The 12,825-nt window shown below is 68.0% G+C and carries 15 protein-coding genes and 1 tRNA gene; 2 read left to right on the top strand and 14 right to left on the bottom strand.

Features of this window, described 5'->3' with window-relative positions; genetic code table 11:
- Window positions 1–566: 566 nt before the first annotated feature.
- From AB0J64_RS32305 to AB0J64_RS32290, 4 genes are all read right to left on the bottom strand, one after another.
- Window positions 567–1,064, bottom strand: coding sequence for a hypothetical protein (locus AB0J64_RS32305; RefSeq protein ID WP_364035223.1), 498 nt, complete (start codon window positions 1,062–1,064; stop codon window positions 567–569).
- The gene (locus tag AB0J64_RS32300) at window positions 1,061–1,561 is read right to left on the bottom strand and encodes a hypothetical protein (RefSeq protein ID WP_364035220.1); all 501 of its coding nucleotides are present in this window, start codon (window positions 1,559–1,561) and stop codon (window positions 1,061–1,063) included. Before AB0J64_RS32300 ends, AB0J64_RS32305 begins: the two co-directional genes overlap by 4 nt.
- Window positions 1,562–1,774: 213 nt before the next feature.
- Complete coding sequence (locus AB0J64_RS32295) at window positions 1,775–2,776, bottom strand: ABC transporter ATP-binding protein (RefSeq protein WP_364035217.1); 1,002 nt, start codon at window positions 2,774–2,776, stop codon at window positions 1,775–1,777.
- A gap of 106 nt (window positions 2,777–2,882) precedes the next feature.
- Entirely contained in the window at window positions 2,883–3,410 is a 528-nt protein-coding gene (locus AB0J64_RS32290) for a TetR family transcriptional regulator (protein ID WP_364035214.1), read from the bottom strand.
- 144 nt (window positions 3,411–3,554) lie between these two features.
- On the opposite strand from AB0J64_RS32290, the gene AB0J64_RS32285 reads away from it, so the two are divergent.
- Window positions 3,555–3,950: a nuclear transport factor 2 family protein gene (locus AB0J64_RS32285; protein WP_364035211.1), complete on the top strand. Its 396-nt coding sequence runs from the start codon at window positions 3,555–3,557 to the stop codon at window positions 3,948–3,950.
- A gap of 43 nt (window positions 3,951–3,993) precedes the next feature.
- Here the strand turns inward: AB0J64_RS32285 and AB0J64_RS32280 are convergent, their stop codons facing one another.
- From AB0J64_RS32280 to AB0J64_RS32240, 9 genes are all read right to left on the bottom strand, one after another.
- Window positions 3,994–5,931 (bottom strand): glycosyltransferase family 39 protein, encoded by a 1,938-nt coding sequence (locus tag AB0J64_RS32280; RefSeq protein ID WP_364035208.1) that lies wholly within the window; start codon window positions 5,929–5,931, stop codon window positions 3,994–3,996.
- A 151-nt stretch (window positions 5,932–6,082) separates the two neighbouring features.
- Window positions 6,083–6,475 (bottom strand): 50S ribosomal protein L7/L12, encoded by a 393-nt coding sequence (gene rplL / locus AB0J64_RS32275; protein WP_364035205.1) that lies wholly within the window; start codon window positions 6,473–6,475, stop codon window positions 6,083–6,085.
- A 72-nt stretch (window positions 6,476–6,547) separates the two neighbouring features.
- The gene (rplJ, locus tag AB0J64_RS32270) at window positions 6,548–7,072 is read right to left on the bottom strand and encodes a 50S ribosomal protein L10 (protein ID WP_364035202.1); all 525 of its coding nucleotides are present in this window, start codon (window positions 7,070–7,072) and stop codon (window positions 6,548–6,550) included.
- Between the two features lie 236 nt (window positions 7,073–7,308).
- Window positions 7,309–8,130 (bottom strand): LppX_LprAFG lipoprotein, encoded by an 822-nt coding sequence (locus AB0J64_RS32265; protein ID WP_364035199.1) that lies wholly within the window; start codon window positions 8,128–8,130, stop codon window positions 7,309–7,311.
- A 183-nt stretch (window positions 8,131–8,313) separates the two neighbouring features.
- Entirely contained in the window at window positions 8,314–9,033 is a 720-nt protein-coding gene (gene rplA / locus AB0J64_RS32260; RefSeq protein WP_364035196.1) for a 50S ribosomal protein L1, read from the bottom strand.
- Window positions 9,034–9,094: 61 nt separating this feature from the next.
- Complete coding sequence (gene rplK / locus AB0J64_RS32255; protein WP_127939574.1) at window positions 9,095–9,526, bottom strand: 50S ribosomal protein L11; 432 nt, start codon at window positions 9,524–9,526, stop codon at window positions 9,095–9,097.
- A 125-nt stretch (window positions 9,527–9,651) separates the two neighbouring features.
- Window positions 9,652–10,416 carry a transcription termination/antitermination protein NusG gene (gene nusG / locus AB0J64_RS32250; protein ID WP_364035193.1) on the bottom strand — a complete coding sequence of 255 codons (765 nt, stop codon included), beginning with the start codon at window positions 10,414–10,416 and terminating at the stop codon, window positions 9,652–9,654.
- 83 nt (window positions 10,417–10,499) lie between these two features.
- The gene (secE, locus tag AB0J64_RS32245) at window positions 10,500–10,745 is read right to left on the bottom strand and encodes a preprotein translocase subunit SecE (RefSeq protein WP_344997633.1); all 246 of its coding nucleotides are present in this window, start codon (window positions 10,743–10,745) and stop codon (window positions 10,500–10,502) included.
- 79 nt (window positions 10,746–10,824) lie between these two features.
- Window positions 10,825–10,897, bottom strand: a tRNA-Trp gene (locus tag AB0J64_RS32240).
- Window positions 10,898–11,068: 171 nt separating this feature from the next.
- Between AB0J64_RS32240 and AB0J64_RS32235 the strand changes: the two genes are divergently transcribed.
- Window positions 11,069–12,277, top strand: a complete 1,209-nt coding sequence (locus tag AB0J64_RS32235; protein WP_364035189.1) for a pyridoxal phosphate-dependent aminotransferase — start codon at window positions 11,069–11,071, stop codon at window positions 12,275–12,277.
- A gap of 15 nt (window positions 12,278–12,292) precedes the next feature.
- Here AB0J64_RS32235 and AB0J64_RS32230 read toward each other — a convergent pair whose 3' ends face one another.
- The gene (locus AB0J64_RS32230; protein ID WP_364035186.1) at window positions 12,293–12,820 is read right to left on the bottom strand and encodes a hypothetical protein; all 528 of its coding nucleotides are present in this window, start codon (window positions 12,818–12,820) and stop codon (window positions 12,293–12,295) included.
- Between the last annotated feature and the right edge of the window lie 5 nt (window positions 12,821–12,825).

Genomic DNA, 12,825 nt, shown 5'->3' with positions numbered 1-12,825 from the left:
CCGAGCAGCCAGTCGAAAGACTCGGTCTGCAGGGCCAGAAGGTCAGGAACTTCGAGGGGCTCCTGGATACGCGCGAAAGAGACGCGACGGGGACCAGCGGGTACGGCGGAGGCGTTGCGCGAGGCTGCCAACAGATGTCCTTCCGAGGGCTCGCGGCGGACTGACTACACGCACGCCAGACAACCTCGCAACGTGAGCAAGCGGAGCGGGTCGTCAAAGGGCAGCGCAAAGGGGCAGTGTAGCCGAACGGCACACGCCTGTCCACTTCGCTCTCTCTGCATGCTCCACGTTGGTCGCAGCATCGCCCGTTCAGACGGAAACGTCAAGCCCACAACCCCGACTTTTAGCCGACTAGGGGGCCGGACGCTGGGTTTTCTCCCCTGCGTGACTGGTCGCCTACCGCCAGGCCCAAGACGATACCCGCGAACGGGGGCGGTTAACGCTCCGTCACACCGGGGGTCGAACCGATGCCGACAACCGGTGTAGCTGTGACTGAGGTACCCGTTCCAAAGGCTTCGCTAAACCTGATTTTTGGTAACAATTGAAGGAAGCGGCGCGCTGAGGGGTCAAGCGGTGCCGAGGAGCGTCGACATGTCGGCCACCAGCCAGCGCGAATCTTGCCGGACCATGACGAACCTGGCCCGGTTCTGGGTGAACTGTTGCTCGAGCCCGGTCTTGCCCGCGTCCTGCTTGACCGTACCCGTGTTCACGAAAAGCAGAACCTCTACCCGGTCGGGCTCGGCCCGCTCGACTCCCACGCCCGCCACGGACACGGTCTGCACGATCTTCTGCGCCTTGGCCCTGGACACCAGGGACGTGGTGAGCTCCTTGTAGTGCTTGGTCAACTCGCCGGTCGTGTGCGTGCCGGCCCGCGCCAGGTCCGCCTCCACCGTCCGGTAGTCGTACGAGAGCAGATCGGGTGCCACCTCCTTGGCCGCCGTCATCGCCTCCGCCCCGGCCGCGTCCGCCGCGCGCAGGTCGCGCAGGTTGAACCACATCGTCGGCACCAGCACGCCCGCCGCGACCACGAGGACGCCCAGCAGCACGATCGTGAACGTCCTCACTTCACCTGCACCGCCTTCGACACCAGCCAGACGCCGCCGACCTTGGTCACCTCCATCGACCACCGGTAGTACCGCTCCTGCGGCGGGCTCTTGGAGCCGTCCCAGCGGATCTCCACGTCGGCCACCACCAGCACCTTCGCCGTGGCGCCTGCCATGGAGACCAGCCCCGTCGCGCGCAGCACGCCGTGCTGGATCACCTTGTTGCCGACCGTGGTGGACTTGAGCCTGGCCTCGTTGGCCTCGTACTCCGCCCTGGCCGTCCCGGTCGAGGTGTCGAGGATGCGCTTCACGTCGGCGTCGACGGTCTTGTAGTCGAGCGAGACCAGGTTCTTCGCGTGGGTCCCCGCGGCCAGGAGCGCTGCCTGCTTGTCGCCTGCCCTGCCCTGCTCCTCGCGCGCCTGCGCGGCGATCCACACGCCTGAGCCGACCAGCACCGCGAGCACTCCGCTGAGCGCGGCGATCAGGATGCGGGCGGGCCGGGCGGCGAGTCCTGCCACGTCTGCTCACCCCCCACTCGGCCGGTCCGCCGGGATCATAACGCGCTGTCCGGTCCTGGAGCCCCCGAATCAACCGAGGCGGTAGAGAACTCTGGGCAAATTCGGTCAAGTTGCCTAGATCTCCGTAAATGCCTTCAGACGGCTCTCAGAGGCTCGCTGAGCGTCCGGCGCCGGTTCTGGGGGTGAAAGACCGGGCAGCGCGCTCAGGAGGCTTCAGCGGGTGCCGTGGAGGTACGCGTTGACGAGCCGGGGGTACTCCTCCAGCCAGTTACGACCGCGTTCGTCCACGAACGACCCCGGCGGCGGGATCACCCCGTTGGCTGCCAGCCACGTGCCCGGAGGCTGCTGGGTACGGCGGATCCGGTTGCCGGTCGGCATGAGCTGCGGCGGGATCGGCGGCAGCATGCCCGGGTCGAGCCCCATCTGAGCCTCGGCCTCCAGCTCGGAGAGGTCCTTCTCCTCCGACATCCCGATCGGGCCGTGCCTCCTGGCGTTGAGGAACTGCCGCACCACCGGCTCCTCGCTCGACAGCAGCATCTCGCGCGGGCCGAACATGACCAGCTCGCGCCGGAACAGCATCCCGATGCTGTCGGGGACCGTACGGGCGGTGTTGATGTCGTGCGTCACGATCAGGAACGTCGCCTCGATGTCGGCGTTGAGGTCGACGATGGTCTGGTTGAGCAGCGCGGTGCGGACCGGGTCGAGGCCGGAGTCGGGCTCGTCGAACAGGATGATCTCCGGATCCAGCACCAGCGCCCTGGCCAGCCCCGCACGCTTGCGCATGCCACCGGAGATCTCCCCGGGCAGCTTGGACTCGGAGCCGAGCAGGCCGACCAGCTCGACCTTCTCCATCACGATCTGGCGGATCTGCGACTCGCTCTTCTTGGTGTGCTCGCGCAGCGGGAAGGCGATGTTGTCGTAGAGGTTGAGCGAGCCGAACAGCGCGCCGTCCTGGAAGAGCACGCCGAACAGCCGGCGCAGCTCGTACAGCTTGTTCTCGTTGCAGTTGGCCAGGTCGTAGCCGTCGATCCAGATGTGACCGCGATCAGGCCGCAGCAGGCCGACCAGCGTCTTGAGGAAGACCGACTTTCCGGTGCCTGAAGGGCCGAGCAGGACGGAGATCTCGCCCGCGGGCAGCGTGAGCGAGACGTCCTCCCAGATGACCTGCCGGCCGAACGACTTGGTCAACCCGTCGACCACGACTTCGACTCCCACTGGACACCTTCCGATCGCAGTGAGTATCCGCCGGATAACGTGACGTCCTCACCGTAATCGGGTTCGGCCGCAGGGGAACCCGTCCCCATAACTTGTTACTGCCCGGTTATGAAACCGCCGGCCCGCGCTCCTCCTGGGCGCCGGTCAGCGCCCGCAGGCTGGGCCGCAGGAGTCGCGCGATCTCGTCCTGCGGCACCTCGCGCAGCTCTTCGAGCTCCAGCAGCTGGTGCCCGACGGCGATGCCGAGCATGATCGTGGTCATCAGCGCCGCGCGCAGCCGCGCGTCCTCCGCGGGAATGGCCTCAGCCAGCCGGTCGATCTGGCTCCCCAGCACCTGCCGCGCCGACGCGGCCGCCTCGGGGTGGGTGAGCATGGACCGCATCATCGCCAGCGAGCTCTGCGGCAGCGCGCCCATCTTCACGTTGAGCGTGCCGAGCAGCTGTTCGACGAGCTCCTCGGCGGTCAGCTCGCCGTCGCCGACCGGGGTCACCCGTACGGCCTGCTGGAAGAGCTGCTGTTTGCTGCCGAAGTACTGCATCACGAGCGCGGGGTCGACCTCGGCCGCCTTGGCGACGGCCCTGATGGTGGTCCGCTCGAAGCCCAGCTCGGCGAAGAGCGCCCGGGCAGCGTCCAAGATCTTTCCTTCGGTACGGCGCCGCCTCTCGGCCCGCGGAAGCACTCTCTCGCCCACGCTGCCGACTCTACACGCGTTGACCGAACCTTCCCTTTCGCTCTACGCTCGTTGAGTCAACACCTGTTGAGCGAAAGGGTTGCTCCCATGTCCATCGAGGAGATCGTCACCGCCTATCACGCGGCCATGCTGCACAAATCCGCCGACGAGCTGGCCGACCTCTACGCGGAGGACGGGCTGCACGAGTTCCCGTTCGGGGGGCTGGCGCCGTACAAGGGGAGGGAGGAGATCCGCGCGGGTTACCGCGCGAGGTGGGGCGCGACCGCGTTCGAGGCCCAGGAGGTGCGGCGCGTGTCGCTCTACCGGACGACGGACCCGGAGGTCGTGGTGGTGGAGCAGAACGTGTTCGTCGCGGCCGGCGACCAGCGGATCACCGTCCCCGGCCTTCTGGTGCTGCGGGTCAGGAACGGCCGGATCGTCCACGCCAGGGACTACATGGACACCAGCGCCGTGACCCAGGTCCGAGCCGCCGCTGCCTCCTGATCTCCCCCGCGCCCCCGCCCGATCGGCGGAGATGTTCAGGGGGTCAGGGCTGGGTGAGGTCGAAGATGGTCGTACCGCCGACGGTGGTGCCGGTGAAGGTGTCCTGGACCCAGGCCGCGATCTGGGCCGCGTCATCGCTGCCTCCCGTGCTGCCACGCCCTTCGCCCATGCCGGTGCCGATGAAGTAGTGGATCTTCTTCGCGGCGACGTACTGCTTGAACTGCTCGAGTGTGGGCGCCGGATCGGTGCCGTTGAACCCGCCCACCGCCATCACCGGCTGACCGCCGGCCAGCTGGTATCCGGCCGCGTTGTTGGAGCCCACCGTCGCCGCCGCCCACGTGTAGGCGGAGGCCCCGGTCTTCAGCAGCGCGGTCAGCTCGGCGGCCGGGGTGCCCGCGTTGAGCAGCCCGCCCATGCCCATCCCGCCACGTCCCATGCCACGGCCGCCGAACCCGGCGCCGCCCTGCCCCTGCGTGCCGCCCGGCGGTTGCCGCAGCGCCTGGCCGCCTCCAGGTTGCTGACCCGTACCTGCACCCCATCCAGGCAGCTGGCGGAACGGCCGGCCGCCTCCCCCGCCCGGACGCGGGAACCCGCCGCCGAAGCCGCCGGTGGAAGGCCCGGCGGTCGGGATCGCCCCGGTGTGCGGGGACGCGGCCGTGTCGACGGCGTAGGCCGCCGGACCAGCCAGAGCCGCCAGGCATGCCACCGAGGCCACGGCCACCACGGCCAGGGCCCGGCGCGCGAACAGCATCGCCAGCGCCGCCCCCAGCCCCGCCACCAGCACGACCACGCCCAGCCAGGAGTTCCAGTCCGCGCTGCGCGACAGCAGCACGTACGACCACACCGCCGTCCCCGCCGTCACCATGGCCAGAAATCGGAACGAGCGCCGCTCCCACAGCATGGCCGCCCCCATGCCCACCAGCACCGCGATGGCCGGGGCGAGCGCCACCGTGTAGTACGCGTGGAAGATCCCCTGCATCAGGCTGAAGACCAGCCCGGTCACGACCAGCCAGCTCCCCCACACCCAGAAGGCGGCACGGACCGGATCGACCCGCGGCGCCCGACGGGTGAGCCAGGTGGCGGCGGCCAGGAGCACCAGCGCCGACGGGAGCAGCCAGGAGATCTGCCCGCCCGCCTCCGTGTCGAACATCCGCAGCCATCCGGCCTGCTGGTTGAGATTGCCCAGCCCGCCGTAGTCGGCGCCGTTGAGCCGCCCGATCCCGTTGTAGCCGAGCGCCAGCTCCAGCACGCTGTTGGTCTGCGACCCCCCGATGTACGGCCGCTCCGACGCGGGCACCAGCGCCACCGCCAGGAGCCACCACCCGGCCGAGACCACCATGGCCGCGCCGGCCAGCAGCAACTGCCGCACCCGCCGCCAGAACGCCACCGGCGCGGTGATCAGATAGACCAGCGCGAAGCCGGGCAGGACCAGGAACGCCTGCAGCATCTTCGCCAGGAACGCGAACCCGATCGCGGTCCCCGCCAGCACCAGCCACCGGGTGGCCCCACGTTCCTGCGCCCGCACCACGCAGTACCCGGCGGCCGTCAGCAGCAGGACGAGCAGCGCGTCCGGGTTGTTGAACCTGAACATCAACACGGCCACCGGGGTGAGCGCCATCACGGCCCCCGCCAGCAGCCCGGCCCAGACGGTGAACAACCTGCGCACCGACGCGTACACCAGCGCCACCGCACCGACGCCCATGAGCGCCTGGGGAACGAGCATGGCCCAGGAGTTGAGCCCGAACAGCCGCACGCTGAGCACCATCGGCCACAAGGAGGCCGGGGTCTTGTCGACGGTTATGGCGTTGGCGGCGTCGGAGGATCCGAAGAAGAACGCCTTCCAGCTCTGGCTGCCCGCCTGTACGGCCGCCGCGTAGAAGGAGTTGGCCCATCCGGAGGCGCCCAGGCCCCAGACGTACAGCACCGCGGTGCCCAGGAGGAGGGCAGCCGGCGCCCATCGAGACTTAGCTTCGGTAACCACACCCCGCACGCTAGGCAGGCCGGTTGGCGAGGCGATGAGACGAACATGAGAATCTCCTGAGCCGTACAGGCCCGGGAACGCGAAAAGAGGCGGCACACCCGGCACCAGGGTGTATCCGCCTCTTCCCGAAGAGCTCGCGTGAAGGGGAAAGTTACTTCACGGTCACGGTGGCGCCGGCGCCCTCGAGGGCAGCCTTGGCCTTCTCCGCCTGCTCCTTGTTGACCTTGCCGTCGAAGACGGGCTTGGGAGCGCCGTCCACCAGGTCCTTGGCCTCCTTGAGGCCCAGGGACGTGAGGGCGCGGATCTCCTTGATGACCTGGATCTTCTTGTCGCCGGCGGCCTCGAGGATGACGTCGAACTCGTCCTGCTCCTCAACGGCGGCGGCCTCGCCACCGCCACCGGCGGCGGGGGCGGCGGCAACCGCGACGGGGGCGGCGGCCTTGACGTCGAAGACCTCTTCGAACTGCTTCACGAACTCGGACAGCTCGAGGAGGGTCATCTCCTTGAACGAGTCGAGCAGCTCGTCGGTGCTGAGCTTCGCCATGATCTTTTCCTTACGTTTAGGACTTGCAGAAAACTAGGAACGGGACCGCGGTATGTTGCGGCAACCCCCGTGTTACTCGCCCGACTCTTCGCGCTTCGCGCGGAGAGCGTCGGCCAGCTGAGCCATCTGCGTGGGCAGCGCGGCGAACATAGCGGCAGCAGCGCTCTGCTTCGCCTTGAGCGCGCCAGCAAGCTTCGCGAGGAGGACCTCGCGGGACTCGAGGTCGGCGAGCTTGGTGATCTCGGTGGCGTCGAGCGTCTTGCCCTCGAGGACACCGCCCTTGATCACCAGAAGGGGATTGGCCTTGGCGAAGTCACGCAGACCCTTGGCCGCCTCGACGACGTCGCCCTTGACGAAGGCGACGGCGGTCGGGCCGAGCAGCAGGTCGTCCAGACCCGTCACGCCTGCCTCATTGGCGGCGATCTTGGTCAGGGTGTTCTTCGCCACGGCGAACTTCGCATTCTCACCGAGAGAGGTGCGCAGCTCCTTGAGCTGCGCGACGGTGAGACCGCGGTACTCGGTCAGAACGGCGGCGCTGCTGCCTTCGAACTCGCTCTTGAGCTCGGCAACCGCTGTCGCCTTATCCGCCCTCGCCATGGGCCTCCTTCCAGATGTGCCACCGGCGAAGGCCCAGAAATGAGAACAGCCCCGGCGCAGGGGCGCACGGGGCTCACACATGGATCAGACCATATGGGAAACTCGCATCACACCTGCGCAGGCCGTCCACATGACGTGGATCCTTCGGTCGCCAGGCATTTGAGGCACCTGACGACGACCGGCGGTCTTCGGCAACGACCAGAGTACGTGCTGGCCGCCGAGTTTCCAAATCGTTCTCAGTTGGTCGTGCCCTTGGGCAGCTCTCCCACCTGGTCGGCGGGCGGGGCCTCGATCGTGACCGGCTGGTTGAAGCCCTTGAAGAGCAGGGTGGCGTCGAGCGTGGCGCCTTCCTTGGAGCCGTTCAGCACGAGCTTGCGCGGCAGGCCGTCGGCGGCCACCCAGATGTCGAACTTGACGTCCTTGAGCTCGGCCAGGTTCGTACGGGCCTGCTCCTGCTTGTCGGCGGGCAGCAGCTGCACGGCCGCGTCGACGGGGAACGTGCCGGTGTAGTGCGTGGTGTCCTCACCGTTGACGCTCTCGTTGCCGGCCGACTTGACGTCCTTGGAGGCCGTGACGAGCTTGGTCACATTGCCGAGGTCGAACTGCTGGATCTGGCTCAGGTACTGGTTCACCTGGCCGGAGTCGCCCATCTCGCTGAGCGGCACCTTGATCCACGGCTTGGTGGCCCCGAGGAGGTCCTTGAGCGCCTCGACCTTGACGTAGACGGTGTCGCCCTGCAGAACGGCGTGCACGCCGCCCGGCAGGCTCTTCCCGCCCATGTCCACGGTGTCCAGGGTGAGGTCCACGGCGAGCTGGGGCTTGCTCTGGTAGAGCATGCGCCCCTGCACCTTGCCGTTGCCCTCCTGAGGCTGCGTGACGTTGACGACGGCGTCGACGGTGTAGCTGGTGACCTCTGCGGTCTTCTGCGCGGCCTGCGCGAGCACCTCTGAGGCGGCCAGGTTGACCTGGATGGGCTGTGCGTTCGATCCGCACCCGGCAACCGCCGCTACGACGAGCGCGGCACTGGCCGCGGTGAGACTTATCGTGCGCTTCAGCATGTCTTGACCCTACTTTTAGGTTTCGCCGCTGTAGCGACTTCCCCGCACAATTAGGGGAAAACCCAGGGTTCTCCCCCACACACTTCACACATTCCCTGCACAACCCGGCCTGACGCCGCGGAAGCCCAGGACACGCAAGAGCCCCGCCCGGGAACCGGGCGGGGCTCTTTTCGCAAAGAGAGGTCAGGCCTCGAGCTCAGCGGTGAGGCCACGGGTGACGTTGGGGTCGACCGGGACGCCCGGGCCCATCGTCGTGGAGAACGTGACCTTCTTCAGGTAACGCCCCTTGGCCGCGGACGGCTTGAGACGCAGCACCTCGTCAAGGGCGGCGGCGTAGTTCTCGATGAGCTGGCGCTCGGGGAACGACGTCTTGCCGATGATGAAGTGCAGGTTGGCCTGGCGGTCGGTGCGGAACTCGATCTTGCCGCCCTTGATCTCCGTCACGGCCTTGGCGACGTCGGGCGTCACCGTGCCGGTCTTGGGGTTGGGCATGAGACCGCGCGGACCGAGCACGCGGCCCAGGCGACCCACCTTGCCCATCAGGTCGGGCGTGGCCACCACGGCGTCGAACTCGTTGAGCCGGTTGCCCTTGGAGATCTCGTCGATCAGCTCGTCGGCGCCGACGATGTCGGCGCCCGCCTCGCGGGCTGCCTCGGCACGGTCACCGGTCGCGAAGACCAGGACCCGGGCGGTCTTGCCGGTGCCGTGCGGGAGGTTGACCGTGCCGCGCACGATCTGGTCGGCCTTGCGAGGGTCGACGCCCAGCCGCAGCGCGACCTCCACGGTGGCGTCGAACTTGGTGGTCGACGTCTCCTTGGCCAGCTTCGCGGCCTCGACGGGCGTGTAGAGCTTGTCGCGGTCGACCTTGGCGGCCGCGTCCTTGTGCGCCTTGCTGCGCTTCATTGCTTTGACTCCTAGTGGTCTGCGGGCCCGAGGGCCCTCCCACGATGTCTGGGAAAGGGTGTTACTCGGCGACGGTGATGCCCATCGACCGGGCGGTGCCGGCGATGATCTTCTCGGCCGCCTCGATGTCGTTGGCGTTGAGGTCGGGCATCTTCGTCTCGGCGATGCTGCGCAGCTGCTCGCGGCTGAGCTTGCCCACCTTGTCGCGGTGCGGGACCGCGCTGCCCTTGTCGAGACCGAGGGCCTTCTTGATCAGCTCCGGCGCCGGCGGCGTCTTCGTGATGAAGGTGAAGCTGCGGTCCTCGAAAATGGTGATCTCAACGGGGATGATGTTGCCCCGCTGGGCCTCCGTCGCAGCGTTGTACTGCTTGACGAAGTCCATGATGTTGACGCCGTGGGGACCGAGCGCGGTACCCACCGGCGGCGCCGGGGTGGCCTGGCCAGCGGGGAGCTGGACCTTCACCAACGCGGCGATCTTCTTCTTCGGAGGCATTTGTCCTTCTCCGGGTCCTGATTGCGATGCCTGTCAGGACCGCGGATTGCGGCCCTGACATGTCGGAGGCCGCCCAGCCAAAAGCGACAGGCGGCCGACCGAACGTCTAAGTGTATGTGATCGTCCTAGATCTTCGAGACCTGGTTGAACGAGAGCTCGACCGGAGTCTCGCGACCGAAGATCGAGACGAGCACCTTGAGCTTCTGCGACTCGGGGCTGATCTCGCTCACCGAGGCGGGCAGCGTCGCGAACGGGCCGTCCATGACCGTGACGGACTCGCCGATCTCGAACTCGACCGCCGGGCCCGTGGCCGTCTTGGCCGCGGCCTTCTTGGTCTCCTCGGTCGGCTCGGGCGCCAGCAGCTTGGCGACCTCGTCGAGGCTGAGCGGGCTCGGCTTGTTGGACAGGCCGACGAAGCCGGTCACGCCGGGCGTGTTACGCACGGCGGCCCAGGACTCGTCGGTGAGCTCCATGCGCACCAGCACGTAGCCGGGCAGCACGCGCTCCTTGACCGGCACCTTCTTGCCGCTCTTGAACTCCTGGACGGTGTGCGTCGGCACCTCGACCTGGTAGATGTAGTCCTCCATGTTGAGCGAGACGTTGCGGCTCTCGATGTTGGACTTCACGCGGTTCTCGTAACCGGCGTAGGAGTGAATGACGTACCACTCGCCGGGAAGGCCGCGAAGCGAGCTCTTGAACTCCTCGACGGGGTCGACGTCAGGAAGAATCTCACCGTCTTCGACGGCGGAAGCCTCGACATCGGCTGCCTCGTCGCTCTCCGCGACCTCGGCCTCCTGGAGCGCCGACTCGGCGGCCTCCTCAGTGGCCTCTTCCAGCTCGTCGCCCCACTCCTCGCGGGACTCGTCCGCCGGAACTGAAGGATCGGACACGGTGACTCTTCCTCTTTCGTCTCTTCGCGATTCGGCTCGTATCGGATGGCGATCCCGTCAAGCGACACCGACTGACGGCTGGATCAGCCGCCGCCGAAGACCTTGAGGATCACCCATCCCAGCGCGGTGTCAAACCCGTACACGATCCCGACCATGATCAGAACGAATACCAGGACGACCGTGGTATAGGTGATGAGGTCCTTGCGTGTCGGCCAGATGACCTTGCGAAGCTCGTTGACGACCTGCCGGTAGAAAAGGGCAGGTGAAGTGCGTGTCTTCTTCTCGCCACTCGGCTTGCCTGCGGTCTCGCCGCGCGTGTCGATCGCCACAGTCCTCACCCGAAATCTGTCGTATCCAACGCAGTTTTGCGGCGCGCTTACACGCCCATTATTGCGCGGACCGCACTCGCAGGGCACGAGGGACTCGAACCCCCAACCGCCGGTTTTGGAGACCGGTGCGCTACCAATTGCGCCAGTGCCCTATGTCGTTAGACCAGACTACCCTGATCGACCCACTGCCCGGACCGAACCGCTCGCCGACATGCTGTGCGGAAGGACCAGCCGAAAGCATACGGGGGATTGCCCGGCACGTCGAACCGAATACCCATCGCCCAGGTCACGACCGCGCAACGGTCGCGTGGGAGCATGGACGCATGTCCACCCGACCTCGTATCTCCGCAAGAATTTCCGCGATTTCCGAGTCCGCCACGCTCGCCGTGGACGCCAAGGCCAAGGCGATGAAGGCGGAGGGCCGTCCCGTCATCGGCTTCGGCGCGGGCGAGCCCGACTTCCCGACGCCCGGCTACATCGTCGAGGCGGCGATCCAGGCGGCGCGCGAGCCCCGCTTCCACAAGTACACGCCGGCGGGCGGCCTGCCCGAGCTCAAGCAGGCCATCGCCGACAAGACGCGGCGCGATTCGGGGTACGCCGTCGAGGCGTCGCAGGTGCTGGTCACCAACGGCGGCAAGCAGGCGGTCTACGAGGTGTTCGCGACGCTGCTCGACCCGGGCGACGAGGTCCTGGTCGTGGCCCCGTACTGGACCACCTACCCCGAGGCGGTCAAGCTGGCCGGCGGCGTGCAGGTCGACGTCGTGGCCGACGAGTCCACCGGCTACCTGGCGAGTGTCGAGCAGCTCGAGGCCGCGCGCACCGAGCGCACGAAGGTCCTGCTGTTCGTCTCGCCGTCCAACCCGACGGGCGCCGTCTACTCCCGCGAGGAGACGGAGGCGATCGGCCGCTGGGCCGCCGAGCACGGCCTGTGGGTGGTCACCGACGAGATCTACGAGCACCTCGTCTACGGCGGCGCCGAGTTCACCAGCATCGCCACGGCCGTCCCCGAGTTGGGCGACCGGGTCGTGATCCTCAACGGCGTGGCCAAGACGTACGCGATGACCGGCTGGCGCGTGGGCTGGCTGATCGGCCCGTCCGACGTGGTCAAGGCCGCCACCAACCTGCAGTCCCACGCCACCTCGAATGTCGCGAACGTCTCGCAGATGGCCGCGCTGGCCGCCGTTTCCGGCGACCTGTCGGCGGTGGCGGAGATGCGTGCGGCGTTCGACCGGCGCCGCCAGACGATCGTCAGGATGCTCAACGAGATCCCGGGCGTGTTCTGCCCGGAGCCGAAGGGGGCGTTCTACGCGTATCCCTCGGTCAAGGAACTGATCGGCAAGGAGCTGCGCGGCAAGCGGCCGCGTTCGTCGAGCGAGCTGGCCGAGCTGATCCTCGAGGAGGCCGAGGTGGCGGTGGTGCCGGGAGAGGCGTTCGGCACGCCTGGTTACTTCCGGCTGTCGTACGCGCTGGGCGACGACGACCTGGTCGAGGGCGTCAGCCGCATGGGCAAGCTGCTGTCGGAGGCTCGCTGAGGCCCGTGGCGGCCGTCAGGGCGCGGGGCTGAGGGCGACCCTGGCGGCGATCCGCCTGATCTCGCCGGTCAGGCCGGGCGTCGCGCCGATGTAGACGGCGGTGCCCGGCCGCTCCAGCCACATGAAGTTACGCAGGCCGGTACGCGTGTTCCAGCGCAGTGCCGGCCTGCCCTTGTACACCGTCAGCGTCGACCTGGCGACCAGCGTGGCGAACTGCTCGGCCGTCCGCACCCCGCAGACGACGCCGACGTACAGCTCCTCGTCGTTCTCCCGCCAGATCAGGCCGCTGACCTCGAGCCGCCTGGTGAGCGACTCCAGACGGGCGAACGAACCCCTCCTGGTCAGCCCCTCCCGCATCGCCGGCAGCCGCACGTCGGTCGGCCCGCAGGCCAGCGTGCGACCCTCGTGCGGTACGGGCGTGGGCGGCGGCATGGCGTGGGACTCGGGCTCGGCCACGGGCGTGTCGCCACTGCCGCACCCCGCCAGCGCGAACACGAGGAGCACCGCTGCCAGACACCGCATCGGACCCCCCAAGAAACGCACGGAAA

Source organism: Nonomuraea sp. NPDC049695, assembly GCF_040674955.1.
In the GTDB taxonomy this organism is placed as follows: domain Bacteria; phylum Actinomycetota; class Actinomycetes; order Streptosporangiales; family Streptosporangiaceae; genus Nonomuraea; species Nonomuraea helvata.
This window is presented reverse-complemented; position numbering and strand designations above follow the sequence as displayed.

What these genes read in the sequence shown, in the direction of transcription:
- AB0J64_RS32265 (WP_364035199.1), bottom strand. Translation starts at nt 8,130, where the DNA reads ATGCTGAAGCGCACGATAAGTCTCACCGCGGCCAGTGCCGCGCTCGTC.
- AB0J64_RS32285 (WP_364035211.1), top strand. Translation starts at nt 3,555, where the DNA reads ATGTCCATCGAGGAGATCGTCACCGCCTATCACGCGGCCATGCTGCAC.
- rplJ (WP_364035202.1), bottom strand. Translation starts at nt 7,072, where the DNA reads ATGGCGAGGGCGGATAAGGCGACAGCGGTTGCCGAGCTCAAGAGCGAG.
- rplL (WP_364035205.1), bottom strand. Translation starts at nt 6,475, where the DNA reads ATGGCGAAGCTCAGCACCGACGAGCTGCTCGACTCGTTCAAGGAGATG.
- AB0J64_RS32235 (WP_364035189.1), top strand. Translation starts at nt 11,069, where the DNA reads ATGTCCACCCGACCTCGTATCTCCGCAAGAATTTCCGCGATTTCCGAG.
- rplA (WP_364035196.1), bottom strand. Translation starts at nt 9,033, where the DNA reads ATGAAGCGCAGCAAGGCGCACAAGGACGCGGCCGCCAAGGTCGACCGC.
- rplK (WP_127939574.1), bottom strand. Translation starts at nt 9,526, where the DNA reads ATGCCTCCGAAGAAGAAGATCGCCGCGTTGGTGAAGGTCCAGCTCCCC.